This is a genomic window from Streptomyces sp. 2-1 (assembly GCF_048564895.1).
GTDB classification, from domain to species: domain Bacteria; phylum Actinomycetota; class Actinomycetes; order Streptomycetales; family Streptomycetaceae; genus Streptomyces; species Streptomyces phaeochromogenes.
On sequence record NZ_CP183383.1, the window covers coordinates 6,209,896 to 6,232,147 of the forward strand.

Consider the following 22,252-nt stretch of genomic DNA (forward strand, 5'->3'; position numbering starts at 1 on the left):
CGCGCTGGGCATGACGGCGGCCCTCGGTGGTTGCGGCGGTTCCTCCGGCTCCGGGGACGTCACGCTGCGACTGGTCGCGGCCGACTACGGCGACTCCAAGGCGAACAGCTCCCAGAAGTACTGGGACGCGCTGACCAAGGCGTACGAGGCGAAGAACCCCGGGGTCAAGGTCGAGGTGAGCGTCTACTCCTGGAACGAGGTGGACGCCAAGGTCAAGAAGATGGTCGCCGACGGTGACGCACCCGACATGGCGCAGATCGGCGCGTACGCCGACTACGCCGCCAAGGGGCAGCTCTACAAGGCCGATGACCTGCTCTCCATCAACACCCAGGCCGACTTCGTGACCCGGTTCACCGAGGCGGGCGAGATAAACCGGACGCAGTACGGCATGCCGTTCGCCTCCTCGACGCGGCTGCTCTTCTACAACAAGAAGCTCTTCAGCGACGCGGGCCTCACCCCGCCGCGGACCTGGAGCCAGCTCGCCTCCGACGCCGAGGTCCTCAAGTCGCGCGGCGTGAAGTACCCGTACGCGCTGCCGCTGGGCCCCGAGGAGGCGCAGGCCGAGACGATGATGTGGCTGCTGAGCGGCGGTGACGGCTACACCGACACGGTCGGGTCGTACGGCCTCGACTCCGAGCAGAACGTCGCGACCTTCACCTGGCTCAAGGAGAAACTGGTCGACAAGGGGCTCACCGGACCCGTCGCGCCCGCGAATCTCAACCGTGCGGAGGCGTTTGCTGCGTTCACTCGCGGCGAGGTCGGGATGTTGAACGGCCATCCGACGCTGATGCGGATGGCCGCTGCGAAGGGCGTGAAGTACGGCATGGTGCCGATGCCCGGGATCAACGGGCGGTCCAAGTCCACGATGGGCGTCGCCGACTGGATGATGGCGTTCCGGCAGCCCGGGCACGCCGAGCAGGTCGGGGACTTCCTCGACTACGTCTACAGCGAGAAGAACGTGCTCGAGTTCTCGCACGAGTACGACCTGCTGCCGGTGACCACGTCGGCGTCCGAGGCCATGTCCGCGGACGAGTCCGACGCGGATCTCGTCGGTTTCCTCGACGAGTTGCCCAACGCCGAGTTGTATCCCGTGGCCAAGACGTCCTGGGCGTCCGTGAGCGCGGACATCAAGCAGCAGATAGGCAAGGCTGTCAGCCCGAAGGGCAGTCCGGCGGCGATCCTGGGGCAGCTGCAGAGGGCGGCTGCGGCGTCTGAGAACGCGTCCTAGCTCTGTCGGTGGCAGCGGCTACCGTGCCTGGCATGGATGACCAGGAGCTGACCTCCGAGGAGGTTGCCGTTCTCGCGTTGGAGCGGCGGGGGTGGGGTTCGCCGGGGGCCAAGGAGCGGGCGATACGCGAGGAACTCGGGCTGGCGCCCGTTCGCTACTACCAGCTCCTGAACGCCCTCCTGGACGCGCCGCGGGCCCTTGCCCATGACCCCGTCACGGTCAATCGGCTGCGGCGGGTGCGGGACGTGCGGCGGGAGGAGAGGGAGGGCTGAGGGCTTTTCCTCGCCCCCGCCGCCCCTACCCGTCCCGTCCCTGGGGGCTGCCGCCCCCAGACCCCCGCTATCGGCCTGAACGGCCTCGTCCTCAAACGCCGGACGGGCTGAAAGTGTCGGCCCGGGCCGCAATGTATTTAGCCCCTCCGGCGTTTGAGGAGCGGGGGTTCGGGGGCTGGCCCCCGAAAAGGGACGGGAATGGGTAGGGGCGGCGGGGGCGAAAGACTTCCCGGCCGCGGATAGGGTCGGAGCATGGCCAGTCACCCCGAGTCATCGTCGATGCCGACCCCCGTGACCCCGGCGGGCCGAGACGGCCTCGAAGCCATCATCACGCGGCCCACCACCGCACTCCTCGCCTTCGACTTCGACGGCACCCTCGCCCCGATCGTCCCGGACCCGGAACAGGCCCGCGCCCACCCCGACGCCGTACCCGCCCTCGCGGCAATCGCCCCGAAGGTCGCCTCAGTCGCAGTCGTCACGGGACGCCCGGCCGGCGTAGCCGTACGCCACGGCGGCTTCGCCGGAGTCCCCGGCCTGGAGCACCTCGTCGTGCTCGGCCACTACGGGGCGGAACGCTGGGACGCCGTCACCGGCACGGTCCAGGCCCCCGCCCCCCACCCCGGCGTCGCCGAGGCCCGCGCCGAACTCCCCGGCTTCCTGGACTCCATCGGCGCCTGGCAGGGCACCTGGATCGAGGAGAAGGGCAGGGCGGTCGCGGTCCACACCCGCCGCGCCCAGGACCCCCAGGCCGCCTTCGAGGCCCTCCGCGAACCCCTCGCCGAACTCGCCACCCGCCACGGCCTGATCGTCGAACCGGGAAGAATGGTGCTGGAACTGCGCCCGCCCGGCATGGACAAGGGCGTCGCCCTCGGCGAGTACGTACGCGACATCGGCGCCGAGTCGGTCATGTACTGCGGCGACGACCTCGGCGACCTCCCCGCCTTCGCCGCCGTCGAAAAACTCCGCTCCGACGGCACCCCCGGCCTCCTCGTCTGCAGCGGCAGCAACGAGGTAACAGAACTCTCCGACCGAGCAGACCTGGTGGTGGACGGCCCGGAGGGGGTGGTTCGCCTGCTGGCAGCTCTGGCGACGAAGCTGGCCCCCTAGGCTTTTCAGGGGCGCGGGGAACTGCGCAATCTTTTGGCTTTCAGGCCTGATCCGCGGAGCGCAACGCCTCAAGCTGGTCCAAGAACCACTGCGCCGGAGGCAAAGCCGTCGCAGCCACAGCCAACCGCTTGGTCCGCTCGGCCCGTTCCCCCACCGGCATCGTCAACGCCTCGTGCAACGCCCGCGCCGTGCCCGAGACGTCGTACGGGTTCACCACAATCGCGTCCTCGCCCAACTCCTCGTACGCCCCCGCCTCCCGCGAAAGCACCAGCACGCACCCGTCGTCCGAGACGACCGGCACCTCCTTGGCGACGAGGTTCATGCCGTCCCGGATGGGGTTGACGAGGGCCACGTCCGCCAGCCGATAGGAGGCCAGGGAACGGGCGAAGTCGTCCTTGAGGTTCAGCAGGACCGGGGTCCAACCGGGCGTCCCGTACTGGGAGTTGATCTCGTCGGCGACCCGCTGCACCTCGGCCGTGTAGTCGCGGTAGACCGCCAGGTCCTGCCGCGACGGGTACGCGAACGCCACGTGCACCACCCGCTCGCGCCACTCCGGCCGCTCCTCCAGGAGCTCCCGGAACGCGAGCAGTCCGCGCACGATGTTCTTGGACAGCTCGGTCCGGTCGACCCGCACGACCGCCTTGCGGGCGCTGCCGTCCGGAGCCGTGCCGATCTGCTCGCGCAGCACTGCCAGCCGCTCGTCCACGTCCGGCCGGTGCGAGCGCTCGCGCAGGAAGTCCGCGTCGGCCCCGAGACCGTGCACCCCGATCCGCGTACCGGAGGGGATCCCGGGACCCAGGACGGCGTGACAGCAGTCCGTGAACGCGTCCGCCCACCGCTGGGTGAGGAACGCGGCCCGGTCCGCGCCGAGGATCCCGCCGAGGACCTTCGCCGCGATGTCGTCCGGCAGCAGCCGGAAGTAGTCCGGCGGAGCCCACGGCGTGTGCGAGAAGTGCCCGATCCGCAGGTCGGGGCGGAGTTCGCGGAGCATCCGCGGGACCAGGACCAGGTGGTAGTCCTGTACTAGGACCGCGGCACCCTCCGCCGCCTCCTCGGCCAGGGCCTCGGCGAAGGCGTGGTTGTACGTCTCGTACGCCGCCCACTGGCGCCGGAACTCCTTGTCGAAGACCGGCTCCAGCGGTGTCTGGTAGAGCAGGTGGTTGACGAACCACAGCACGGAGTTGGCGATGTCGTTGTACGCGGCGGCGTGGGTGTCGGCGTCGATGTCCAGCATCCGCACGCCGTCCTCGCCCACCCCGCGTCGTACGGCCTCGCGGTCGCCGTCGCCGAGGGCCGAGCACACCCACAGGGCGCCCGCGTCCGGGCCGATCGCGGAGAGCCCGGAGACCAGGCCGCCTCCGCCGCGCTTGGCCGTGAGCGTGCCGGTCTCGTCCAGGGTGTACGAGACCGGGCCGCGATTGGAGGCGACCAGGATGTTGTGGGTGCCGCGGGTGGAGACCATGACACGAAATCTAGCCCCCGCTGTAAACGCTCAAACGTTCCCACCCGCCGCGGGGGCTGATCGCGCCCCGCGGCGGAGCCGCAAATGTCACCGCCCCGCGCCCCCAAAGGCCAAAAGATTGCGCAGTTCCCCGCGCCCCTTGAAAGCGGCCCCCTGCCTACGCGGCCTTCCTCTCCACGTACTCCTCGATCTCTGCCATCGGCGGCCTCTCCTCCATGTCCACCGAGTACGTGCGGGGCTCGAAGCCGTTCTCGCCGCGTTCGAACTGGGTGAGGGAGGGGCGGATCATGTGGCCGCGGGCCAGGCGGAGCTGGGCGGTGCGGTAGATCGCGGCGGACATGCGGCCCAGGGCCTGGCCGTCCTGGTGGCGGTGTTTGCGGACGCCGACGTCGACCTGGGCCAGGGCGTCCAGGCCCACCAGGTGCAGCGCGTCGACCAGCATGCCCAGCTCGACGCCGTATCCGACGGGGAACGGGAGCTGTTCGAGGAGGGAGCGGCGGGCCGCGTACTCCCCGCCCAGCGGCTGGACGAAGCCGGCCAGCTGCGGCCAGTGCATGTTGAGGAGCGGACGGGCCATGAGTTCCGTAACCCGACCCCCCTGACCTGCGGCGGAGCCCAGCGGGCGGTCGTACATCGCCTTGACGAGGTCCACGCCCGGGTCGGTGAGGAGCGGGCCGACGATCCCGGAGACGAAGTCCGCCGAGAACTCCTTGAGGTCCGCGTCGACGAAGGCGACGATGTCCCCGCTGGTGACGAGGAGCGAGCGCCACAGCACCTCGCCCTTGCCGGGGACGGCAGGCAGCCGGGGCAGGATCTCGTCCCGGTGCACGACGAGGGCTCCCGCGTCGGCGGCGACCTCGGAGGTGCGGTCCGTCGAACCCGAGTCGATCACCACGATCTCGTCGACGAGCGGCACCTTCCTGGTCATCAGCTCACGGCGGATGATCGCGACGATCTCGCCGACGGTCTCCTCCTCGTTGAGCGCGGGCAGTACGACACTCACCGTGGAGCCGGTGGCACGCTTCGCGGCGATGAGTTTCTTGAGCGGGCGGTCCTCGACGGACCAGGAGCGCGTGCTCAGCCAGCGCTCGACGTCTTCCAGCACGTGCGGCTCTCCCTTGCGTTCATTGGGATGCGTGTGCCCGGCGCGAGGCACTGTCGGGTGCGTCACTGTCATCTCGCGGTTCGGACGGCTCTCTCCACCATCCAGGCCTTCGGTTACAGTCTTGAACAACGCTGATGACCATCGCATGTCGGGGGTCGTTGCGTGCACAACCAAAACCAGAGCCAGAACCACAACTGAATACCGCTCATCCAGAGGGGCAGAGGGATACGGCCCGTTGAAGCCCCGGCAACCCTCCAGCCGGTCTCGTCCTGATCATCGTCGATCAGCGCAGCGAGGCTCCCGGCTAGGGAAGGTGCCAAATCCGTCTCACGGCGAAGTGCGTCGTGAGGAAGATGAGGAGAAAGGGCCTCGCCTCCATGGCTGCGCAGACAGTTGCAAGCACCACGAACTCCACCCCCGCCGCGAACTCCGTCGACCTCGGCCCGGCCGCCGCGCTTTCCTGCCGTGAATGCGGCCACCGCGTCCCGCTCGGTCCGGTCTTCGCCTGCGAGGAGTGTTTCGGCCCGCTGGAGATCGCGTACGACTTCTCGGCCTATGACGCCGAGGAGCTCCGCAAGCGGATCGAGGCGGGCCCCGCGAACATCTGGCGGTACGCGCCGCTGCTGCCCGTCCCCGCGGACGTGGCCGACAAGCCGAACATCAACCCCGGCTGGACCAAGCTCGTCCAGGCCGACAACCTCGCGCGCGAGCTGGGTGTCGACGCCGGCAAGCTCTTCGTGAAGGACGACTCCGGGAACCCGACGCACTCCTTCAAGGACCGTGTCGTCGCCCAGGCCATCGAGGCCGCCCGCGCCTTCAACTTCACGACCCTCTCCTGCTCCTCCACCGGCAACCTCGCCGGCGCGGTGGGCGCCGCCGCCGCGCGCGCCGGCTTCCGGTCCTGCGTGTTCATCCCGCACGACCTGGAGCAGGGCAAGGTCGTCATGGCCGCGGTCTACGGCGGCGAGCTCGTCGGCATCGAGGGCAACTACGACGACGTGAACCGCTTCTGCTCCGAGCTGATCGGCGACCCGGCGGGCGAGGGCTGGGGCTTCGTCAACGTCAACCTGCGGCCGTACTACGCGGAGGGCTCCAAGACCCTCGCGTACGAGATCTGTGAGCAGCTCGGCTGGCAGCTGCCCGACCAGCTCGTCGTGCCCATCGCCTCCGGCTCGCAGCTCACGAAGATCGACAAGGGTCTGCAGGAGCTGATCAAGCTCGGGCTCGTCGAGGACAAGCCGTACAAGATCTTCGGTGCGCAGGCCGAGGGCTGCTCGCCGGTGTCCGTGGCGTACAAGGCCGGGCACGATGTCGTACGGCCGCAGAAGCCGAACACGATCGCGAAGTCGCTGGCGATCGGAAATCCGGCGGACGGTCCTTATGTTCTCGATATCGCCCGGCGTACGGGTGGGGCCGTGGAGGACGTGAACGACGAGCAGGTGGTCGACGCGATCAAGTTGCTGGCGCGTACCGAGGGGATCTTTGCGGAGACCGCCGGTGGTGTGACGGTGGGGGTGGCGAAGAAGCTGATCGAGAACGGTCTGCTGGATCCGAGTCTGACCACGGTTGTCCTCAATACCGGTGATGGTCTGAAGACCCTGGACGCGGTTGCTTCCGACACGGGGCTGACCGCGACGATCCGGCCGAACCTGGATTCCTTCCGTGAGGCCGGGCTCGGCTAGTCGTTGTTCGCCGAAGACCGCGCAGTTCCCCGCGCCCCTGAATGGGCCACCCACTCCGACGGAGGTCTAACCCCATGAGCGTCAACGTTCGTATCCCCACCATCCTGCGCACCTACACGGGCGGCCAGGCCGAGGTTTCCGCCGAGGGTGGGACTCTCGGTGCGGTCATCGCCGATCTGGAGAAGAACCACGCCGGGATCTCAGCCCGGGTCCTGGACGACCAGGGACAGCTGCGGCGGTTCGTCAACGTGTACGTGAACGACGACGACGTCCGCTTCGAGCAGGGGCTGGAGACGGCGACGCCGGACGGGGCCGGGGTGTCGATCATTCCCGCCGTCGCCGGCGGCTGACCCGTCGGGAGCCGTGCCGAGGGCTGATCATTACCTTCGGTAACTGCCGTCACTGAGAGTTCATCGAATTGCCCCCTCCGTGAGAGAAGCGGAGGGGGCAATTCTGTATGGTTGAGCGCGGTACAGTTGGGGAACCTGCTTCGATCCGCACGCCGGGCGCATTGAGATCCCGCCCGAAGCCCGACAAGAAGTAGCCAAAGTGCCCCGCCTTTTTGAGCCTTTTATGGCATTCATGGGGCCCGACTTGCCCTGAATCTTCGTGAATTCTTCACATATTCCCGATCGGTCGTGCCCGGAATTCTCGTCGGATTGACCTGTTGCAGACGGCAGTTGGACGGATACATTCAGCCGCGGTCGACGCGTTCCGGCGCACACCCCCAACCGTTGGGGGGTGAGGTCTGACCCGGATCCGCGAAGTGCGGGTCTGTGCAAGGGCCAGTAATAGGGGAGTTAGGCATGGCTCAGGGCACCGTCAAATGGTTCAACGCGGAGAAGGGGTACGGCTTCATCGCGGTCGACGGTGGTGCGGATGTTTTCGTCCACTACAGCGCGATTCAGATGGACGGCTACCGCACCCTGGAAGAGGGTCAGCGGGTCGATTTTGAGATCTCGCAAGGCCAGAAGGGGCCGCAGGCGGACATGGTCCGACTGGCGACCGGCTGAAGCACGCGCCGACTTACTGCAGCGACGTTCTTCTTCCGAAGGGCTCGTACCCCACGGGGTGCGGGCCCTTCGGCACGCCCGGGCGCCGGTCCGCGCCGTCCGCGCCCCCTCTTCTCACTCTCTTCCCACCTGCTCCCACCTGCGGATCATCCTGAGCCGCTTGCACTCGCATGGGTCGAGTGCTAATCATTGGCGTTAGCACTCTGAAGGTGAGAGTGATAACGAGGACCGGGTCGGTGAGGCCCGCTGGCCAGGTGGGGCAAGGAACCACGAGGTCGGCAGGCCGTCCGTCGCGGGCGCGGGCGCGGTCCTGGAGATTCCACCCCAGTCCGGGAGGACCACTTCACATGGCCAAGATCATCGCGTTCGACGAGGAGGCACGGCGCGGTCTCGAGCGCGGGATGAACCAGCTCGCCGACGCCGTCAAGGTCACCCTTGGTCCCAAGGGTCGCAACGTCGTCCTCGAGAAGAAGTGGGGCGCCCCCACGATCACCAACGATGGTGTTTCCATCGCCAAGGAGATCGAGCTCGAGGACCCGTACGAGAAGATCGGCGCTGAGCTGGTCAAGGAAGTCGCCAAGAAGACGGACGACGTCGCCGGTGACGGTACGACCACCGCGACCGTTCTGGCGCAGGCGCTGGTCCGCGAGGGCCTTCGCAACGTCGCCGCCGGCGCCAACCCGATGGCTCTCAAGCGCGGTATCGAGAAGGCCGTCGAGGCCGTCTCCGGTGCCCTCCTTGAGCAGGCCAAGGATGTCGAGACCAAGGAGCAGATCGCTTCGACGGCCTCCATCTCCGCCGCCGACACCCAGATCGGCGAGCTCATCGCCGAGGCGATGGACAAGGTCGGCAAGGAAGGCGTCATCACGGTCGAGGAGTCCCAGACCTTCGGTCTGGAGCTCGAGCTCACCGAGGGTATGCGCTTCGACAAGGGCTACATCTCGGCGTACTTCGCCACGGACATGGAGCGTATGGAGGCCGTCCTCGACGACCCCTACATCCTGATCGCCAACTCGAAGATCGCCAACGTCAAGGACCTGCTCCCGCTCCTGGAGAAGGTCATGCAGTCGGGCAAGCCGCTGCTGATCATCGCCGAGGACGTCGAGGGCGAGGCCCTGTCGACCCTGGTCGTCAACAAGATCCGTGGCACCTTCAAGTCCGTCGCCGTCAAGGCCCCGGGCTTCGGTGACCGCCGCAAGGCGATGCTGAACGACATCGCCATCCTCACGGGCGGCGAGGTCATCTCCGAGGAGGTCGGCCTCAAGCTCGAGAACACGGGCCTTGAGCTGCTCGGCCGCGCTCGCAAGATCGTCATCACCAAGGACGAGACGACGATCGTCGACGGCTCGGGTTCGGCGGACCAGGTTGCCGGTCGCGTCAACCAGATCCGTGCCGAGATCGAGAACTCCGACTCGGACTACGACCGCGAGAAGCTCCAGGAGCGCCTGGCGAAGCTGGCCGGCGGCGTGGCCGTCATCAAGGCCGGTGCCGCCACCGAGGTCGAGCTCAAGGAGCGCAAGCACCGCATCGAGGACGCCGTTCGCAACGCGAAGGCGGCCGTCGAGGAGGGCATCGTCGCCGGTGGTGGCGTGGCCCTGCTCCAGGCCTCCTCGGTCTTCGAGAAGCTGGACCTGGAGGGTGACGAGGCGACCGGCGCCAACGCCGTGAAGCTCGCCCTGGAGGCCCCGCTCAAGCAGATCGCCGTCAACGGTGGCCTCGAGGGTGGCGTCATCGTCGAGAAGGTCCGCAACCTTCCCGTCGGCCACGGCCTCAACGCCGCGACCGGTGAGTACGTCGACATGATCGCCGAAGGCATCATCGACCCGGCGAAGGTCACGCGCTCTGCCCTGCAGAACGCCGCGTCCATCGCCGCGCTGTTCCTCACCACCGAGGCCGTCATCGCCGACAAGCCGGAGAAGGCCGCCGCCGGCGGCGCTCCGGGCGGCATGCCGGGCGGTGACATGGACTTCTGAGCCCCTGCGCAAGCAGCCAAGGCTCGGTGGTTCATAGCGGTACGCAGTACTTCGCAGTTCGCATTACGCAGTACTTCGCATTACGCGAACGAGGGCGGCACCCCATTCCAGGGGTGCCGCCCTCGGGCGTTTCCGCCGGTGTTCCGCCGACGTTCCGCCGACGGTGCCGTGATCAGGCGTTCTTGAACGCGTCCCGCAGGCGCATCTCGTTGTGGCCGTTGCCGTCGTAGTCGTCCGAGTACGTCAGCGCCAGACGGCCGTTCGCGGCCAGGGCCACGGCCGGGCCGCCCTGGCCCCCGCCGGTCACCACGTTCATCCGGGTGGGCACGAGCCGGTCGGTCGCGGTCCCGTCCGCGTTGAAGCCGCGGGCCCAGACGTCGTCCTGGCCGGCGTACAGGGTCGCGGGGTTGCCGAGGAACACGTCGAAGGCCTCCTTCCACGCCACGACGAAGCTGCCGTCGTCGGCGACCGCCACGTCGGCGTCGGCCTGATCGGAGATCGGCCGCTTGCTGTCGACGTAGGGGCCGCTTCCGGCGTCGTCCTCGGTGGTCCGCCGGTCGGCCGCCGCGGCGGCGCCCGCCGCCGAGAAGATGCGGTGCTGGATCCGCTGGTCCCGGACCAGGGTGCCGGTGCCGGTGGTGTACTCGTCCGTCCACGCCACCACGAACCGGCCGTCACCGGCCGACGCCAGCGCGGGCCTGGTCTGCTGCCCGTCCGTGAGCGAGTTGGCCACCTTGCGCGCCACGGCGAAGCCGCCCGAGGTGTTCAGCTTCGCCACCCCGATGTTGAGGCCGCCGTTGCCGTCCGCGTCCTCTTCCCAGGCGACGACCATGTTCCCGGCGTCGTCGATCGCCGCGTCGGGCCGACGGTTGGACCCGGCCGCACCGGAGTTGATCGTGCTGACCTGGACGTCCTGGTAGCGCGCGGCACCGGTCGGCGACCAGCTGCTCGCGTACACCTGGTTGAGGGTCGAGCCGTCGGCCGTGCTCTCCCAGGCGACACCGTAGGAACCGTCGCCGGCCACCGCGACCGTCGGCCGCAGCTGGTCACCGTCACCCGAGGCGTGCGGGCGCGGCAGGGTGGTGACCGTGCCGGCCGGGGTGATCCGGCGCACGGCGATGTCGGCGTACTTGTTGCCGTCGTCGTCCTTGGCCCAGACGACGATCGCGTTGCCCTGGTCGTCCACGCCGACGTCGGGCTTCTGGTGCGACCAGGTGGTACCGGTCCCGCTGTTGCTCAGCAGTTGCTCGTCCCAGAGGGGTACGCCGTCCTTGTACATGCGGATGTACACGTCGGTGCCCAGCTCGGTGTCCGAGGCGTCGTGCCGGTCGCCCTGCTCGTACACGACCGCCGTGTAGACGGAGGAGGTGCCACCGGAGGCGACGGCGCTGTAGTGCTGGTCGCCGTTGGCGTTCACGTTGACGCGGGAGTAGTGCTGGGACGTCGAGCCGTACTTCGTGGCGTCGACGTCGACCACGAGGGCGCGGGCCTTGTTGAAGTTGGCGACGAACGCCTGGTAGGTGCCCGCGTCGTCGATGCGCAGGATCGTCTCGTCGTTGGTCTTCAGCGAGCCCGCGGTCCAGTTGTGGGAGCCCGTGTACACGTGCTGGACCTGGGTGCCGTCTTCCTTCTTCCACTCCGTCAGCAGGTACTTGGAGTGCACGGTGCCGCGGTTGCAGGACGAGGTCGCCGTGGCCTTGTAGCGGCAGCCGCCCGGGCGGTTGCCGTAGGCCGGGATGTCGAGACCGGCCAGCTCGTTGATGCCGTTGTTGCCGCCGCCGTCGCTGAGGTCGCGGGCGTTCGCGTCGATGGCACAGCCCTGGATCTTCTTGGCCTCCAGGGCCTCGTAGACGGCCGGGCGGGTGGTGCGCTGGTCGAGCTCGGCCGCCGAGATCCTGATCTTGCCGTCGTTCCGGCAGTCGACCTGGTCGATGAAGGAGGCGAGGATGTCGGCGTTGCCGTAGTGCGTGGCGTCCGAGGCCGTGTCACGCGGGGAGAAGTACGCCTCGACCGGTGAGTTCGGATCGCCCGTGGTGTAGTCGTACGTCGTGTGCAGGCTGTCGCCGGCGTGCTCGACCTGGTCGTCGAAGTGGTTGCGGTACCGGGTGGCGAGGGTCGCGTTGTTCGCCACGACGACCGCGTTGTTGATCTCGCCGTCCTGGCCGCCCGCGAGGTTCTGCGAGCTCTGCCAGACGACGTTCTTGCGGCCGTCGGTGAGCGCGTCGAGCACCATGTACTTGTCGTGGTTGATCGCCCGTGTGTCGCCCGAGCCGTTGCCGAGGCAGCCGTTGCTGCACCGTGTGAGGGTCGAGTCGCCCGTCAGCGGCAGCTGGCTCAGGTCGCCGGAGTTCGCGCCCTCCGCGACGATGCGCAGGGTCACACCCCGCGTCTGCGCGGCGGCGAGCTTCTCCCGCAGGGTCGCGCTGCTGAACAGGAACATCCCCATGTAGAGGGTCGAGTCCGGCGCCGCGAGGTCGATCAGTTCACCGGCGCCGGTGCTGATCGAGAAGTCCTGGGCGCCCGTGGGCCTCGGGTAGTTGAAGACCGAGGTGTAGTTCCCGGAGACGACCGTCTCCGCCTGGGCGGTGGTCGTAGGAGCGAGCAGTGCCGCTCCGAGGGCGAGGGGGACGGCGAGAGCGGCCGTCCACCGTATCTGTCTACCCATCTGTTCCCTTGCGTTCGAGTGGTGTTGATGGCCACCACACTTTATAGATCACTTGATCGATCACGCGCGCGAACAGATCGGCCTTGATCGGGTACGGAGGTGTGGCCGGGATCACGGGGGGTCGGAGGCGGGGAAGTGGAATGTCCTGGTCACCGGGGTGGTTAATGGGGGGAGTGATCCATGCGTATGCACATACCAACGGGGATGCGCATACGTACGCACGGATCCGCAGATCGACCGACCCGCTCGACCACTCCACCCCCACAAGGAGCCCCTACGTGACTGTCGCCCCCTCCGCCTCCCGCGCGGCCGAGATCCTTTCCCGGCCCGTCGCCCTCAACGGCCTGACCGTTCCGAACCGGATCGCGATGGCGCCAATGACCCGGCAGTTCTCGACGGGCGGTGTTCCGGGGGAGGACGTGGCGTCGTACTACGCGCGCCGGGCCGCCGCCGGGGTCGGTCTCATCGTCACCGAGGGCACGTACGTGGGCCATGAGTCGGCCGGGCAGAGCGACGACATCCCCCGCTTCCACGGGGACGAGCAGCTGGCCGGGTGGGCGAAGGTCGCCGAGGCCGTGCACGCGGCGGGCGGGAAGATCGTGCCGCAGCTCTGGCACATCGGGAGTGTGCGCAGGGCCGGTGAGCCGCCGTTCGCGGACGCCCCGTCCGTCAGCCCGTCCGGTATCCACACCGAAGGCGCCAAGGTCACCGGTCAGGCCATGACCCAGCAGGACCTGGACGACGTCATCCAGGCCTTCGCCGAGGCCGCTGCCGCCGCCGAGCGCATCGGCTTCGACGGGGTCGAACTGCACGGCGCGCACGGTTACCTGATCGACCAGTTCCTGTGGGCCGGGACCAACCGTCGCACCGACGCGTACGGCGGCGACCTGGTCGCGCGGACGCAGTTCGCCGCGGAGATCGTGGCCGCGGTGCGTGCCGCCGTCTCGCCGGCCTTCCCGATCATCTTCCGCTTCTCGCAGTGGAAGCAGCAGGCGTACGAGGCACGCCTCGCCGAGACGCCGGAGGAGCTGGAGGCGCTGCTGGCCCCGCTCGTGGCGGCCGGTGTGGACGCCTTCCATGCCTCCACCCGCCGCTACTGGCGCCCGGAGTTCGACGGCTCGGACCTGAACCTGGCCGGCTGGACGAAGAAGCTCACGGGCAGGCCGGTCATCACCGTCGGCTCGGTCGGCCTCGACGGCGACTTCCTCAAGGGTTTCCAGGGCGAGGGCGCCCCGGCCAGGGGCATCGACGACCTGCTGGACCGCCTGGAGAGCGACGAGTTCGACATGGTGGCCGTTGGCCGCGCCCTCCTCCAGGACCCCCAGTGGGCGGCGAAGGTCCTCGACGGCCGCTTCGCCGAGCTGGGGGCGTACGACGCGGCGGCACTGGGCTCACTCAGCTGAGCCGACCAACACGGACGGCTGTTGTACGGCGAGGGCGGCACCCCTTCTTGCGGGGGCGCCGCCCTCGGCGTTGCGCGGGTGGGTCACGCGCTGCGGCCGACCTTCAGCACATGGACATCGTCGGCGAGTGCGCGTACCGCCGCGGAGGCGGTTGCGGGCTTCCAGGAGGTCATGTGTGGCTTCCTTGTCTGCGGTTGGCCATCGCGGCGCGGATGTCGGCCGCGTGGGTGCGTACTGCGGAGGCCGTGAGTGGTGTGGAGTCCGGGGTGGGCCCGGCCTCGCCCCGGCACGGGCCACAGGTGCCGCCCGGCAGGGCCTCCGGGCGGCCCGGTGTGCCGCACTTCGCGCACTCCAGTACGCGGAGGGGTGGGCGTCGCGGCGGAGTCGGCCCCGGTTCCCGTTCCGGGGGGAGCTTCGTGGTGAGGCGGGTGCGGATCAGGGCCGCCGGGTGGTGGATCGGGGTCGGTAGGCCTGCCGTCAGGGACCGGAGTACGTGTTCGTCGCTCGCACCCCTCGCGAACCACTCCGTGAGCAGCGGGGCGAGTTCCGCGCAGGCCGCCTTGGAGAGCGACAGCGATGGTGCGGTGCGGCCTAGCGCCGCGAGCAGGATGTACGCGCGTGAGCGGGTCGGGCCCTGTCTGTCCGACGGCTCCTGTGGCTCCTGCGGTACGTCGCCCCTCGTGAACGCCGCCCACCAGTCGTCGTTCCGCGCCGTCCGCGAGAACCACGTTCGGGTGATCCAGCGGCGGCTGCCCGAGTCGGCCAGGTGTTCGCGACCCCGGCGCAAGTGGCCCGCCCGTTGGAGGTTGTTGAGGGCCGTCCGGAGTGCGCACTGGCCGTACGGGAGCGTCTTGGCCAGCGTCTTTACGGAGATGTCGGCGCCGCCGGGAAGCCGGTCGATGTACGCGGCGACGGCCGCCTCGCGGGGTGGGAGGTGGGCGAAGTCCTGTGCCGTTCGGGGGTGTTGGTCCGGTGCGGCGCGTTTTCCGTAACCCGGATTGGCCATCGGGTGGGGTGGGGTCGCGTGCACGGGCAGGAAGGCAGCACTAAGCTTGGCATCAGCCATGGGATCGAACTTGTCCTTCGATCTCGTAGGTCAAGCCCCCGCGGGTGCCTGCAAGCACCGAGCGGGGGCTGTTCGTTATCCGGGCACGCTAGACCCTTGTGACTGTCCGTGGCAAACCGGTCGCGTCGAGTCAACTCGCAGGGAGGGTGGGTGGGTTGAAGCCCACCGCCCAATCCTCAGAAGCAGGGCTCGAAGCTCGGCGCTTGAGCTTCGGGGCGGCTGATGCCTAGTCCTGCTTGAGGTTCTCGACGAACGCCGACCATGCCTCGGCCCGGAACTTGAGCTTCGGGCCGAGGGGGTTCTTGGAGTCGCGCACGGGGACGTGGGTGGGGTGGCCGGGGGCCACTTCCAGGCAGTCGGCTCCGCTCCCGCCGCTGTACGTCGACTTGCGCCAGGTGTCAGGGGTGTTCCTCATGAGCGTAATCCTGCGCCATCGTCCCGATGAGGGCCAGGGAGCTGTCCGGCGACAGCGCGCAGGCCGTGAGCAGTTCGAAGCTGCGCCGCTGTTGCTTGACGGTGAGGGGGTCGTCTTCCAGTCGGCCGGTTCCGACCGCTTCCAGGAAGAGCAGTGGTGGAGCGTCATCGAAGTCCATCAGCTTGATCGAACCCTCCATCGACGCATGCGCACCGGCTCCGAACGGGATGACCTGCACGATGGCCTGGTTGCGGCGCGCCACGGCGACGACGTGGCGTAGGGCTTCCGCCATCACTTGGCGTCCGCCCGTCACGCGGCGCAGTGCGGCCTCGTCGATCACCACCCACAACAACGGTTCTGTTGGACCGCCGAGGATGCGGGCTCGGTCCATCCGGAGCGCCACCATCTCGTCGAGCTTCGCGTCCGATGCCGTCGGTCGGTACGCACGGAACACGGTCCGCGCATACGCAGGAGTCTGGAGCAGGCCGGGGATCAGCAGCGGCGCGTACTGCCGGATCGCCGTGGCCTGCTCCTCCGCTTCCACCGCGTCGGCGAAGTGCTCCGGATGCTTCGACTTGGCTGCCGCCTTGCAGTTCCGTGCGAAGAAGTCCGCCGTCTCAAGGGCGTCGTCAAGCATGCGCGCGTACTCCGCCTGCATACGACGAGTCCCCGCCTCCAACTGGCCGATGAAGGACCCACTTACGAACAGCCTTTGGCCCAACTGTTCCTGGCTCAGCCCCTTCTTCTCGCGCGCGTGTCTCAGTTCCGCGCCCAGCAGCGCACGGGGTGATGAGGACGGGTCGAGATCCTTCGGCCCTGCCATGCGCAACTCCCTGTCCGACAAGTGGGGTTGTTGGGGCGCCGTCTCTGGCCAGGTTAGAGCTGGGACGGCCACTCTGTGTGGTGAACGTGAACACTCAGAGTGGAGGCAGGGCGCGATGGAGATGACGTCGAGTCAGCGGGTGCGGTCGACGGAGGACGCGGTGGCGTGCCTTCGGGCGGCCCTGGAGGGGGCGGGCATCGCGCTGCCGTCGCTCGGCGTCGACCCGGTGACGGCGGCCACCGGCGAACCGTACGCCCTGGTGGAGCTGGGGCGTTGCAACGTACGGACGGCGGTTCGGCTGGCCGACGCGCTGCGCGGGGCGGCGGGTGGGGACGCGTGAGCCGGGAGTACGCGGTCGACCTGCGCGACGGTCGGGTCGGGCAGGTCATGGGGCGCGAGGGCGGCTACGTACAGTTGCGGCCCGTGGGTGGCGGTCGGGAGTGGGACTGTCCGCCGGAGGCGGTGGGTGAGGCTCCGGTGGGGGAGGTGCTGCGGGCGCGGGTGCGGCGGCTCAACTGGGAGGGGCGGCTGCCGTGAGGGGCTGCCTAGGGGTCCGTCGGCGGGGCTACGACCAACTCCGTGTCCGGGTCGTGGGCGGTCCACGGAGGGCCGGCGACGATGAGGGTGGCCCGGGCCCACGGCTGTTCCCGGAGCATGAACGGCAGTTCCTCCCGCAGCCAGTTGGCCACGTGCTCCCGCTGCTCGGGGGAGTCGCCGTCACGGGCGGACAGCAACCGCTCCTGCTCGTCGAGGTCGCCCTGCATCCACACCGAGGCGTCCAGCCACGGGGCGAGCTCCTCGCGGATGATGCCGGTGCCCTCGACCCAGATGACGTCCGCACCGGCGGGGACGGTGATCGACCCGGGCCGGTCGTGCGTGATCCAGGGGGCAGGGCGGAAGTCCACCGGCTCACCCCGGTGCAGGGGGCGCAGGATGTGCTCGGCGAGCGCGGCGCCCCAGTCGAAGCAGGCGTGGTTCCAGGCGATGTCGTCGGTGTGCACGACGGCGGACTCGGGCACCGCCTTGCGCAGGCGCTCGGCCAGGCTCGTCTTGCCGGCGCCTCCCCGGCCGTCGATCGCGATCACGCGCGGACGTCCGGTGACGTGGGGCGATGCCCCGCGCAGCTGCCGGACGGCGTCGAGCACGGTCACCACCCGCCAGCCGACGGCCTCGGTCTCGCCCGGATGCAGCCGCATAGACAACCCGCCTCACATGTCCCGCCTCACGCGTCCCGCTTTACGCGTTCCGCCTCATCCCGCGTCACACGTCCCGTCTCACACGTCGTACTCGTCCGGGATGCGCATCCCGGGGCCGCCGACCTCCATGCCGCGCGGGGCCGCGCGGTCCTTCGGCTCCTCCCAGGCCTCCTGGCGGCCGAGCGCGGTGAGGTCGAGCCAGGGGTAGCCGTTGTGGAACTCCTCGATGCCGCGGCCGAAGGTCGAGTACGTGTGGAACACCTCGTCGCCCACCCGCAGGAACGCGCTCATGCCCGGCCAGTCGCCGCGCATGCTCTCCGACCAGGGCATTCCGGCCTCGGCGAGCTCGGCCTCGGTGCGGTGGAAGACCTGGACCGGCGCGACGCGGTCGTCGACCGTCGCGTGGAAGTCGTAGTTGAAGTCGCCGTCGGCCGAGGAGTACCAGGGGAACGTCCAGCCCATCCGCTCGCGGTAGGCGGCGAGCTTCGCGTAGGGCGCGCGGCTCACCGCGGCCAACGTCGTGTCGCGGGCGTGCAGTTGGCGCAGTCCGGCGATGCCGTCGGCGGCGGAGGAGCAGCTCGGGCAGCCGGTGTCGCGGGGGTGCTCGGTGCCGTCGGCGTCGATGTCGTACGTCCACATGAAGTGGTGCATGACCAGCTGGGGCCGACCCTCGAACAGGTCGAGCAGGGACACGGTCCCGTCCGGGCCCTCGAAGGCGTACGGCTTGTCGACGCGGACCATCGGCAGGCGCCGCCGGTCGGCGTTCACCCGGTCGCGTGCCCGCGTGAGCTCCTTCTCCTTCGTCAGCAGTTCCTTGCGGGCCGCGAGCCACTCCTCGCGTGACACCACCTCGGGCAGGTTCCCCATCGTCGCCATCGCGGGCCGCCTCCCAGCTGCTATCCGCCTATCCGCTGCTTTCCGCTCTCCGCTTTCTGCTTTCGTCGGACTCAAGCCTCGACGAACACGACCGTCTCGTCGAGCGGAGCCCGGCCCGTACGGGTGTATCCCACTGTGGCGTCCTCGAACCCGATCGACATGCCGCAGAAGAGAGTGAGCTCGTCCGGGGGTGCCAGAAACTCCGCGACGGTCCGGTGGTACTTCGCCCACGCCATCTGCGTACAGCTGTGCAGCCCTTCGGCGCGGAGCAGCAGCATGACCGTCTGCAGATACATGCCGACGTCGGACCACTGCGCCGGGCCCAGATCGCGGTCGATGTAGCAGAACAGGGCCGCGGGCGCGCCGAAGCACTCCCAGTTCGCGGCGGCGGCCCGCTGGCGCGCCTCCAGGTCCTCGCGCGGAATGCCGAGCGAGCCGTAGCGCTGCTCGCCGAAGGCGGAACGGCGTTCCCGGTACGGGGACTTGAGCGCGGGCGGGTACATCTCGTACTCCGGCTCGTCCCAGGGGTCGCCCGCGGCCAGGCGCTCACCGGCGCGCTTCTTGAGCCCGGCCAGCGGACCGTCGGTCAGCACGTAGGCGTGCCACGGCTGGAGGTTCGACGCGGACGGCGACCAGGCCGCCGTGGACAGTACGCGCTCAAGTGCCTGCCTCGGGACACGCCGGTCGGTGAATTCGCGCACCGCCCGTCGGCTCGTGACCGCCTCGTAGACGTCCAAGGCCGTCTACCTCCCATCTGCTCGCCGCTGCTCCACGTCACTTTTTCCGTCTCGACCACGACGGTATCATTCGATACCTTCTCGTGTTTAACTGTCGTCGAGTACGAGCCATCTGCCCCGGCTCTCCGCCCGGGCCACCCGCATCCTTGGAGAAAGCGCATGACCACGCTGCTGCACATCGACTCGTCCGTGCTCCCGGGCGAGGCGTCCTCGTCCCGTTCGGTCGCGGACGCCTTCCGCAAGGCATGGGAGGAGCAGCACCCGGAGGGCAGGGTGATCCACCGCGACCTCGCCGCCCACCCGGTCCCGCACATCACCGCCGCCGCCTGGTCCGCCGGGTTCACGGACCCGTCCGAGCGCACGCCGGAGCAGGCCGCCGCGTTCGGCGAGCGCGTGCGGCTCATGGAGGAGCTGGAGCGTGCGGACGCCGTCCTGATCGGCGCGCCCATGCACAACTACTCGATCCCCTCGACCCTCAAGGCGTGGCTGGACAACGTGTTCCTGCTCGGCCGTACGGCGGGCGAGGCGCCGTCCGCGAAGGGCACGCCGGTCGTCGTCGTGGCCAGCCGCGGTGGCTCATACGCGCCGGGCACCCCGCGCGAGGGCTTCGAGTTCGTGCAGAACTACCTGGAGGTCGTCCTCCAGGGTGCCCTCGGCCTGGACCTCGAATTCATCGTCCCGGAACTCACCATGGCCCCCACCAACCCGGCCATGTCCGAGCTGATTCCCCTGTACGAGGTCTCGCGCGAGCGCGCCTTCGCCGACGCGACCGCCAAGGCGAAGGCACTCGCGGAGCGCCTCGCCGCGTAGTCCGCTCCGCGTACGTGCCGGCGCCCGCGCCTACGCCGCGCCGTCCGCCGCGGGATAGGCGAACCGGGTCAGCAGGTCGGTCAGTTGCTCGGGCTCGCCGGGCTTCAGGCCCGCGACCAGGCTCTCGGCCGGCGCCGCCGCCCCCGCGTGGGCCGCGTCGAAGAGCTCGATGCCCTGGGGCGTGATCTCCACCGCCCGCACCCGTCGGTCCCCCGGAACGGACTTGCGTACGGCGAGACCCTTGCGCTCCAGGTCGTCGACGACCCGCATGATCCCCGCCTTGTCCGTCCCCGTCGCCGCCGCCAGGTCCCGCTGCACGGTGGGGCCGCGGTCGACGAGCACGATCAGCACGGCGAAGTGCCGCAACTCGATGCCGAGCGGCCGAAGCGCCTCCGACATCACCGCCGCCGCCCGCCAGTGCGCCTGCCGCAGCAGCAGACCGAGCGCGAAGGGCGAGGCGTCCCCGGGGCGTTCGGTCGCGCGCGCGGCGGTAGTGGCGGTGGCGGCGGTGGTGTCGGGGTGGGAAGCGTCGGCGGTCATGGGGGCATGTTACCGCTGTTAATTCAATCGATACGGTATCGATTGAAACGATATGCGGCTGCGGGGTGCGCCCCGCGCGAGAATGCGCCAAAATTGCTGACAATTTTGTGGGCGATTCACTCGGTATGGCGGTGGACCAGGCAGGACGTGGTGCTGAGGGGTGGTGGCCGGTTCCCTGTGCTGCGGTTGGAGGGGCACAGGAAGTCTTAAGGAAAGGTTGGTGCACTGGGGTCTCCGTCGGCGCCGAACCGGGCGTTGGCAAACGGTTGTTGACCGTATGAGCCGTGCAGACAGGAGACGGAAGTGCAGCGTAGAGCAGTGGTCATGGGACTCACGGCGGCCGCGGCGGTACCGGCGGTCGGGTTCGCCTCCGGGGCACGGGCCGCGGAGGCCACGCAAGCCACTCGGGCCGGGAGCGGGACCTCCGCGGCGGCCTCGGCAGCCTCGCCCTCGGCAGCCGCGGGCCGCTCCTCCCTCGTCTTCGACCCGGGCGCCTACACCGAGTCCACCATCACCATCAAGGACACCGACGGCGTCGCCCACGAGGTCGTCTACCGCTTCCACAAGGTCGCCTCGTACGTGGCGAAGCCGGTCAACGCGGCGTACCAGTCCCTGAACATCAGCGTCCCGGTGCGGATCGACGGCACGGCCGTCGACGCCACCGACGCGCCGATCCTCCTCGCCAACGCCATCGGCGGTTACATGCCGTCGTCCGTGGCGAACAACACCGGGATCGTCGCGTCCGGCATGGGCGGCGGGACCAGCCGCCAGGCGCTCGCGCTCGCCGCCGGGTACGTCGTCGTGGAGCCGGGCGCCCGCGGCCGGAGCCTGGTCGACGCCGACGGCGTGTACTACGGCACGGCACCGGCCGCCATCGTGGACCTGAAGGCCGCCGTGCGGTACCTGAAGTCCAACAAGGGCCGCGTCCCGGGCAACGTGCACCGGATCGTCTCCTCCGGTGTCAGCGCTGGCGGGGCCCTGTCCTCGCTGCTCGGCGCGTCCGGCGACAGCCCGCTCTACGACCCGTACCTGGAGGCGATCGGCGCGGCCGACGCGAGTGACACGATCTTCGCCGTCGGCGCCTGGTGCCCGATCACCGACCTCGAACACTCCGACACGGCGTACGAGTGGTGCTGGGGCGACAACCCGCTGGGCAGCGGCGCCCAGGTCGACCCGGCCATTTCCCGGGAACTCAAGGCCGCGTACGGCGACTACCTGGCCTCACTCGGGCTGCGGGCGAAGGGCTTCGGCAGGCTCACCGCGCGCAACCTCGACGAGTACCTGCTGAAGACCCATCTGGAGCCGTCGGCCACCCGGTACCTCGCCGCCCTGTCCGACGCGGACCGCGCCGCCTACCTGGCCGCGAACACCTTCATCACCTGGTCCGGCGGCCGGGCGGCCTTCACCTGGGCCGACTTCCTCACCCATGTCGGCGCCCGCAAGAAGAACGCGCCCTCCTTCGACGGCTTCGACCTGGCCACCCCCGAGAACAACCTGTTCGGTACGGGGACCACGAAGGCCCGCCACTTCACGCTCTACAGCCTGCGCCACGAGAACGGCGACAGCGCCCGTCTCGACGCCGACATCCCCGCGAAGCTCGACCTGATGAACCCGATGCACCACCTCGTCGAGGACCTCAACCGGAACCGGTCGAAGCACTGGTGGATACGCCTCGGCACCAAGGACAGCGACACCTCGCTCTCCGTCGCGGGCAACCTCTCCGCCCGCCTGACGACCCTGGGCGACGACGTCGACACCGCCTACTACTGGGACGCCGGCCACGGCGCCGACCAGGACCCGGGCGCCTTCATCAAGTGGATCGCCGAGGTGTCGGGTCACCGGGGCATCGCCGGGAAGTAGGACGACGCGGGCCCAGAGG

Annotated in this window: 22 protein-coding genes and 1 riboswitch; of the genes, 12 read left to right on the forward strand and 10 right to left on the reverse strand. The window is 69.3% G+C overall.

The window, feature by feature from the left end; all coding sequences use genetic code 11:
- Positions 1–10 precede the first annotated feature (10 nt).
- From ACN20J_RS27575 to otsB, 3 genes are all read left to right on the forward strand, one after another.
- Complete coding sequence (locus ACN20J_RS27575) at positions 11–1,228, forward strand: extracellular solute-binding protein (RefSeq protein WP_419668964.1); 1,218 nt, start codon at positions 11–13, stop codon at positions 1,226–1,228.
- 32 nt (positions 1,229–1,260) lie between these two features.
- Positions 1,261–1,500, forward strand: coding sequence for a DUF3263 domain-containing protein (locus ACN20J_RS27580; protein ID WP_189836823.1), 240 nt, complete (start codon positions 1,261–1,263; stop codon positions 1,498–1,500).
- A gap of 252 nt (positions 1,501–1,752) precedes the next feature.
- Positions 1,753–2,607: a trehalose-phosphatase gene (otsB, locus tag ACN20J_RS27585; RefSeq protein ID WP_361997866.1), complete on the forward strand. Its 855-nt coding sequence runs from the start codon at positions 1,753–1,755 to the stop codon at positions 2,605–2,607.
- Positions 2,608–2,647: 40 nt separating this feature from the next.
- Here otsB and ACN20J_RS27590 read toward each other — a convergent pair whose 3' ends face one another.
- Together ACN20J_RS27590 and ACN20J_RS27595 are read right to left on the reverse strand one after the other, a co-directional pair.
- On the reverse strand, positions 2,648–4,069 hold the full coding sequence (locus tag ACN20J_RS27590; protein WP_419667023.1) for an alpha,alpha-trehalose-phosphate synthase (UDP-forming): 1,422 nt from the start codon (positions 4,067–4,069) through the stop codon (positions 2,648–2,650).
- Between the two features lie 157 nt (positions 4,070–4,226).
- A complete protein-coding gene (locus tag ACN20J_RS27595; protein ID WP_419667024.1) occupies positions 4,227–5,174 on the reverse strand; it encodes a glucosyl-3-phosphoglycerate synthase in 948 nt (315 codons plus the stop codon).
- Positions 5,175–5,376: 202 nt separating this feature from the next.
- Positions 5,377–5,534: riboswitch (SAM riboswitch) on the forward strand.
- 17 nt (positions 5,535–5,551) lie between these two features.
- On the opposite strand from ACN20J_RS27595, the gene thrC reads away from it, so the two are divergent.
- The 4 genes from thrC to groL all read left to right on the forward strand — a co-directional run bounded on the left by thrC (position 5,552) and on the right by groL (position 9,842).
- Positions 5,552–6,856: a threonine synthase gene (gene thrC, locus ACN20J_RS27600; RefSeq protein WP_055617456.1), complete on the forward strand. Its 1,305-nt coding sequence runs from the start codon at positions 5,552–5,554 to the stop codon at positions 6,854–6,856.
- 74 nt (positions 6,857–6,930) lie between these two features.
- Positions 6,931–7,206 (forward strand): MoaD/ThiS family protein, encoded by a 276-nt coding sequence (locus ACN20J_RS27605; protein ID WP_189836828.1) that lies wholly within the window; start codon positions 6,931–6,933, stop codon positions 7,204–7,206.
- Between the two features lie 456 nt (positions 7,207–7,662).
- A complete protein-coding gene (locus ACN20J_RS27610) occupies positions 7,663–7,869 on the forward strand; it encodes a cold-shock protein (RefSeq protein ID WP_007493268.1) in 207 nt (68 codons plus the stop codon).
- A 347-nt stretch (positions 7,870–8,216) separates the two neighbouring features.
- Entirely contained in the window at positions 8,217–9,842 is a 1,626-nt protein-coding gene (groL, locus tag ACN20J_RS27615) for a chaperonin GroEL (RefSeq protein ID WP_189836829.1), read from the forward strand.
- 172 nt (positions 9,843–10,014) lie between these two features.
- On the opposite strand, the gene ACN20J_RS27620 is transcribed toward groL, so the two are convergent.
- Positions 10,015–12,507, reverse strand: a complete 2,493-nt coding sequence (locus tag ACN20J_RS27620; protein ID WP_419667025.1) for a phospholipase D-like domain-containing protein — start codon at positions 12,505–12,507, stop codon at positions 10,015–10,017.
- Between the two features lie 278 nt (positions 12,508–12,785).
- Here ACN20J_RS27620 and ACN20J_RS27625 point away from each other — a divergent pair, with 278 nt between their 5' ends.
- Positions 12,786–13,910: an NADH:flavin oxidoreductase gene (locus ACN20J_RS27625; RefSeq protein ID WP_419667026.1), complete on the forward strand. Its 1,125-nt coding sequence runs from the start codon at positions 12,786–12,788 to the stop codon at positions 13,908–13,910.
- Positions 13,911–14,079: 169 nt separating this feature from the next.
- Here the strand turns inward: ACN20J_RS27625 and ACN20J_RS27630 are convergent, their stop codons facing one another.
- The 3 genes from ACN20J_RS27630 to ACN20J_RS27640 all read right to left on the reverse strand — a co-directional run bounded on the left by ACN20J_RS27630 (position 14,080) and on the right by ACN20J_RS27640 (position 16,214).
- Positions 14,080–14,976: a hypothetical protein gene (locus ACN20J_RS27630; RefSeq protein WP_419667027.1), complete on the reverse strand. Its 897-nt coding sequence runs from the start codon at positions 14,974–14,976 to the stop codon at positions 14,080–14,082.
- A 226-nt stretch (positions 14,977–15,202) separates the two neighbouring features.
- Positions 15,203–15,391, reverse strand: coding sequence for a DUF397 domain-containing protein (locus tag ACN20J_RS27635; protein WP_419667028.1), 189 nt, complete (start codon positions 15,389–15,391; stop codon positions 15,203–15,205).
- Entirely contained in the window at positions 15,375–16,214 is an 840-nt protein-coding gene (locus ACN20J_RS27640; protein WP_419667029.1) for a helix-turn-helix domain-containing protein, read from the reverse strand. The genes ACN20J_RS27635 and ACN20J_RS27640 overlap by 17 nt, the downstream gene beginning before the upstream one ends.
- A gap of 115 nt (positions 16,215–16,329) precedes the next feature.
- On the opposite strand from ACN20J_RS27640, the gene ACN20J_RS27645 reads away from it, so the two are divergent.
- Positions 16,330–16,554 carry a hypothetical protein gene (locus tag ACN20J_RS27645; protein WP_189836838.1) on the forward strand — a complete coding sequence of 75 codons (225 nt, stop codon included), beginning with the start codon at positions 16,330–16,332 and terminating at the stop codon, positions 16,552–16,554.
- Positions 16,551–16,751 (forward strand): hypothetical protein, encoded by a 201-nt coding sequence (locus ACN20J_RS27650; protein WP_055616380.1) that lies wholly within the window; start codon positions 16,551–16,553, stop codon positions 16,749–16,751. The genes ACN20J_RS27645 and ACN20J_RS27650 overlap by 4 nt, the downstream gene beginning before the upstream one ends.
- 8 nt (positions 16,752–16,759) lie before the next feature.
- On the opposite strand, the gene ACN20J_RS27655 is transcribed toward ACN20J_RS27650, so the two are convergent.
- From ACN20J_RS27655 to ACN20J_RS27665, 3 genes are all read right to left on the reverse strand, one after another.
- On the reverse strand, positions 16,760–17,410 hold the full coding sequence (locus ACN20J_RS27655) for a uridine kinase family protein (protein WP_419667030.1): 651 nt from the start codon (positions 17,408–17,410) through the stop codon (positions 16,760–16,762).
- Between the two features lie 78 nt (positions 17,411–17,488).
- Positions 17,489–18,286, reverse strand: a complete 798-nt coding sequence (locus ACN20J_RS27660; protein WP_419667031.1) for a DUF899 domain-containing protein — start codon at positions 18,284–18,286, stop codon at positions 17,489–17,491.
- A 71-nt stretch (positions 18,287–18,357) separates the two neighbouring features.
- Positions 18,358–19,023, reverse strand: a complete 666-nt coding sequence (locus ACN20J_RS27665) for a nitroreductase (RefSeq protein ID WP_361918289.1) — start codon at positions 19,021–19,023, stop codon at positions 18,358–18,360.
- A 159-nt stretch (positions 19,024–19,182) separates the two neighbouring features.
- Here ACN20J_RS27665 and ACN20J_RS27670 point away from each other — a divergent pair, with 159 nt between their 5' ends.
- Positions 19,183–19,833 (forward strand): FMN-dependent NADH-azoreductase, encoded by a 651-nt coding sequence (locus tag ACN20J_RS27670; protein WP_190228942.1) that lies wholly within the window; start codon positions 19,183–19,185, stop codon positions 19,831–19,833.
- A gap of 30 nt (positions 19,834–19,863) precedes the next feature.
- On the opposite strand, the gene ACN20J_RS27675 is transcribed toward ACN20J_RS27670, so the two are convergent.
- The gene (locus ACN20J_RS27675) at positions 19,864–20,373 is read right to left on the reverse strand and encodes a MarR family winged helix-turn-helix transcriptional regulator (RefSeq protein WP_419667032.1); all 510 of its coding nucleotides are present in this window, start codon (positions 20,371–20,373) and stop codon (positions 19,864–19,866) included.
- A 303-nt stretch (positions 20,374–20,676) separates the two neighbouring features.
- On the opposite strand from ACN20J_RS27675, the gene ACN20J_RS27680 reads away from it, so the two are divergent.
- Positions 20,677–22,233: a subtype B tannase gene (locus ACN20J_RS27680; protein ID WP_419667033.1), complete on the forward strand. Its 1,557-nt coding sequence runs from the start codon at positions 20,677–20,679 to the stop codon at positions 22,231–22,233.
- Positions 22,234–22,252 lie beyond the last annotated feature (19 nt).

Coding starts and splice junctions, on each gene's coding strand:
- ACN20J_RS27575 (WP_419668964.1), top strand. CDS start 11: ATGACGGCGGCCCTCGGTGGTTGCGGCGGTTCCTCCGGCTCCGGGGAC.
- ACN20J_RS27580 (WP_189836823.1), top strand. CDS start 1,261: ATGGATGACCAGGAGCTGACCTCCGAGGAGGTTGCCGTTCTCGCGTTG.
- otsB (WP_361997866.1), top strand. CDS start 1,753: ATGGCCAGTCACCCCGAGTCATCGTCGATGCCGACCCCCGTGACCCCG.
- ACN20J_RS27590 (WP_419667023.1), bottom strand. CDS start 4,069: ATGGTCTCCACCCGCGGCACCCACAACATCCTGGTCGCCTCCAATCGC.
- thrC (WP_055617456.1), top strand. CDS start 5,552: ATGGCTGCGCAGACAGTTGCAAGCACCACGAACTCCACCCCCGCCGCG.
- ACN20J_RS27605 (WP_189836828.1), top strand. CDS start 6,931: ATGAGCGTCAACGTTCGTATCCCCACCATCCTGCGCACCTACACGGGC.
- ACN20J_RS27610 (WP_007493268.1), top strand. CDS start 7,663: ATGGCTCAGGGCACCGTCAAATGGTTCAACGCGGAGAAGGGGTACGGC.
- groL (WP_189836829.1), top strand. CDS start 8,217: ATGGCCAAGATCATCGCGTTCGACGAGGAGGCACGGCGCGGTCTCGAG.
- ACN20J_RS27620 (WP_419667025.1), bottom strand. CDS start 12,507: ATGGGTAGACAGATACGGTGGACGGCCGCTCTCGCCGTCCCCCTCGCC.
- ACN20J_RS27630 (WP_419667027.1), bottom strand. CDS start 14,976: ATGGCTGATGCCAAGCTTAGTGCTGCCTTCCTGCCCGTGCACGCGACC.
- ACN20J_RS27635 (WP_419667028.1), bottom strand. CDS start 15,391: ATGAGGAACACCCCTGACACCTGGCGCAAGTCGACGTACAGCGGCGGG.
- ACN20J_RS27640 (WP_419667029.1), bottom strand. CDS start 16,214: ATGGCAGGGCCGAAGGATCTCGACCCGTCCTCATCACCCCGTGCGCTG.
- ACN20J_RS27645 (WP_189836838.1), top strand. CDS start 16,330: ATGGAGATGACGTCGAGTCAGCGGGTGCGGTCGACGGAGGACGCGGTG.
- ACN20J_RS27655 (WP_419667030.1), bottom strand. CDS start 17,410: ATGCGGCTGCATCCGGGCGAGACCGAGGCCGTCGGCTGGCGGGTGGTG.
- ACN20J_RS27660 (WP_419667031.1), bottom strand. CDS start 18,286: ATGGCGACGATGGGGAACCTGCCCGAGGTGGTGTCACGCGAGGAGTGG.
- ACN20J_RS27670 (WP_190228942.1), top strand. CDS start 19,183: ATGACCACGCTGCTGCACATCGACTCGTCCGTGCTCCCGGGCGAGGCG.
- ACN20J_RS27675 (WP_419667032.1), bottom strand. CDS start 20,373: ATGACCGCCGACGCTTCCCACCCCGACACCACCGCCGCCACCGCCACT.